The organism is Cetobacterium sp., from assembly GCF_048470075.1.
In the GTDB taxonomy this organism is placed as follows: Bacteria; Fusobacteriota; Fusobacteriia; order Fusobacteriales; family Fusobacteriaceae; genus Cetobacterium_A.
On sequence record NZ_DBGBQB010000308.1, the window covers coordinates 1 to 3,060 of the forward strand.

The 3,060-nt window shown below is 28.8% G+C and carries 4 protein-coding genes; 1 reads left to right on the forward strand and 3 read right to left on the reverse strand.

Translation table 11 applies throughout. The features are described from left to right. The coding region (locus ACMOUI_RS10800) for a hypothetical protein (RefSeq protein ID WP_418965703.1) at positions 1-187 on the forward strand (187 nt) is incomplete at its 5' end. Between the two features lie 15 nt (positions 188-202). Here the strand turns inward: ACMOUI_RS10800 and ACMOUI_RS10805 are convergent. The 3 genes from ACMOUI_RS10805 to ACMOUI_RS10815 all read right to left on the reverse strand — a co-directional run. Next, a complete protein-coding gene (locus ACMOUI_RS10805) occupies positions 203-883 on the reverse strand; it encodes an ABC transporter ATP-binding protein (protein WP_418965704.1) in 681 nt (226 codons plus the stop codon). Next, positions 876-2,069: an ABC transporter permease gene (locus ACMOUI_RS10810; RefSeq protein WP_418965705.1), complete on the reverse strand. Its 1,194-nt coding sequence runs from the start codon at positions 2,067-2,069 to the stop codon at positions 876-878. Before ACMOUI_RS10810 ends, ACMOUI_RS10805 begins: the two co-directional genes overlap by 8 nt. Further along, the coding region (locus tag ACMOUI_RS10815; RefSeq protein ID WP_418965706.1) for an efflux RND transporter periplasmic adaptor subunit at positions 2,059-3,060 on the reverse strand (1,002 nt) is incomplete at its 5' end. The genes ACMOUI_RS10815 and ACMOUI_RS10810, both read right to left, overlap by 11 nt.

Here is a 3,060-nt window from a genome sequence, read left to right on the forward strand (position 1 = left end):
GGTGGTGATTAAAATGAAAAAAACTGTAAACTTAATTAATTTAAAAGGGGAAAAAATTAAATTTGAAATTGGTGGATTTTTTAAACTTTTTCAAATAATGAAAATTAAGAGACTTCTTCGGAGTAACGAGTATTTTCTAGCTGGAGAAGAGGATGCAAAAGTCGCTATGGAGTTAAAACTATATTAAACAAAAAAGAGAACTTTAGTTCTCTTTTTTTATCTCCCCATCACTAATTTCAATAACGCGATCACACATTAAAGCTATATCAGGATTATGCGTTACAATTAAAAATGTCGTGTTATATTTTTTATTGATCTCTCTCAATAGGTTATATATTTGCTGACTTGTTTTAGAGTCTAAATTTCCAGTTGGTTCATCTGCTAAAACTATTTGAGGTTTATTGAGTAAAGCTCTAGCAATAGCAACCCTCTGTTGTTGACCTCCAGATATATTTTGCGAATTTCTATAAGCAATCTCTTTTAAATCCATATATTCTAATATCTTTAAAGCTTCATCTTTCTTTTCATAAGAGTATCTACCACTCTCTATCCAATTCGGTATGAGAATATTGTCTAAAACATTGAATTGAGATAGTAAAAAATGAAATTGAAATATAAATCCTATATTTTTATTTCTAAAAACTGCTCTCTCTTTTGATGAATAGTGGGATATAGTTTCACCAGAAAAATATATATCACCTTTTGTAGGTGTATCTAAAGCTCCAATTATATTTAGAAGTGTACTTTTACCACTTCCACTTTGACCTATTATAGCGACAATTTCACCTTTCTTTACTTTTAAATTTATATTTTTTAAAGCTAAATCTTGACCATTATAGGATTTGAATATATTTTTAAGCTCTAGTATCGGAATTTCATTCACCTTTTATCACCTCTATTGGATCTAATTTCATGGATTTTTTTCCAGGTATATATGCTGCGATTACACCTGATATTGTAGAAAATAGTAAAACTCTTAGAATGAGTATACCTCTTAGTTCAATAAGGAAATTTGGTTTTGCTCCCCATTCAAATAACTTTATTAAAAACACACCTATTCCACACCCCAAAAGAGCTCCTAAAAATCCGACTATTGCTCCTTGAAATAAAAATATAAATCCTATTGAAAAATCATTGGCACCAATAGCTTTTAGTATACCTATCTCTTTTGTTTTTTGAACTACCGTTATATATAAAACACTAGCTATACTCAAGGTTGTAGATAATAGAATAACTCCCTGTATAACTGTTGTGGAGATTGTTTGAGACCTTAAAGCATTTAATAGTTGTTTTCCATCTTTCATCCAAGATGTAGCTTTTAAATCTGGAAAATTACTCTCTATATCCGCTGCTATCTTTTCTCCTAAAAAGATATTTTTTAATTGAATATTTATTTTATTTACATACCCCTTTTTATTGAATATTCTTTGAGCTCTCACTATATCCATATATACTAATCCATTATTAAACTGCTGATTTTCTAAATCAAAAATACCATTGATTCTAAATTTTTCTTTATCTCCACCAGGAAGAGTTATATTCATAATATCTCTAGGAGAGAGATTAAAATCTTCACTTATTCTTTTCCCAACAAGTATTTTGTCAGAGTCGATATTTTTGTCTCCCAAATATATCTTCTCTTTTACCTTAAACATTGAATCTCCAGAATCTAAATCAACTCCTCTAATTTGTAAAGCAAGTGATTTTCCCTGTCTTTCATATAGAGCATTTCCCTCTAAAGTGGGAACAACATCTTTAATCTCTCTATTGGTTTTTAGTAGAGTTATCAAACTTTCATAGTTGGATATTTTATCTCTTTCATTTATAAAATTTCCATAGTTATATACAGAATCTTTTCGTATTAAAGAGTCTCTAGTATTACCATCTTCAATTACTATATGAGGTATATTTCCTAGAACTGTATCTATTATGTTGTTTTGGAGAGAGACAATCAAGGATGAAATAAAAACTTGAACGGCAACTCCTGTGGCTATGGCTGTTAAAAGGAATAGGGTCTGACCTTTAGATTTGGCTAAAAAATTATATGCTATTTTTATCTCATATTTCATATACAATCCTATCTCCCTCATTTAAACTCTTAGGGTTTAAAATAATTGTATTTTTATCTAATTCACTCACTATTACATATCCGTCTAGGACTTTTATCCCCTCAACCTCCTCTATGGTTGCCTTGCCACCTCTATCTATCATAATGTAGTATCTATTATTTTTTACTATTAAATAATCTTTAGGAACATGGATTCCATTTTTTATATTTTGACCATTGATTTCTACATTAACAGTGCTACCATATATAAATTTTTTTAAATTATCCAATAAAGTTCCCTTTATTTTAACTGTACCATTTTTTTCATTTACACTGTTATTGATAAAAAATATCTCTCCAGATGTCTTTATATCACTATCTCCATAGGAGTATATATTTATCTTATCCCCTTTTTTTACTTTTTCAAAATATTTTTCATCCAGTTCTATTTCAACTATTTTATCCCCTATGGATGAGATTAAAAACAGAGAGGTATATGGAGCTACCGTTTCACCTAAATCGACATATTTTTCTCTAATATATGAATCATAGGGTACAAGTATCGAGTATTTTTTCAATTGCTCTCTCTCAAACTCCAACTCCTCATTTTTACTTTTTAAATCTGCTAAAATCAATTTTCTATTAGGTCCATTTTTTATAGAGTTTAAATCATTTAAGGCATTTTTAACTTTAACCTCTTTTTCAGCTAAAGTGTTTCTTTTTTCATTTAGTTCCAAAATATTTACGTATCCTCTATTATAGAGTTTAGAGTATTTATTAAACTCATTTAAAGCATTTTTATATTCTACTTCAGAGTTGGTGAAAAGAAGATTGGCATTTGTTAATAGTACTGTTTCAAGTTTCTCTAACTCAACCTGAACATTTAGTAATTCAGCTTCTTTTTGTTTCACAGTGGCCTCTATATCTTTTGAATTAAATTTAATAAGTAGATCACCTTTTTTTACAAAGTCCCCCTCTTTAAAATATATTCTTTCCACTGTCCCATTTATATC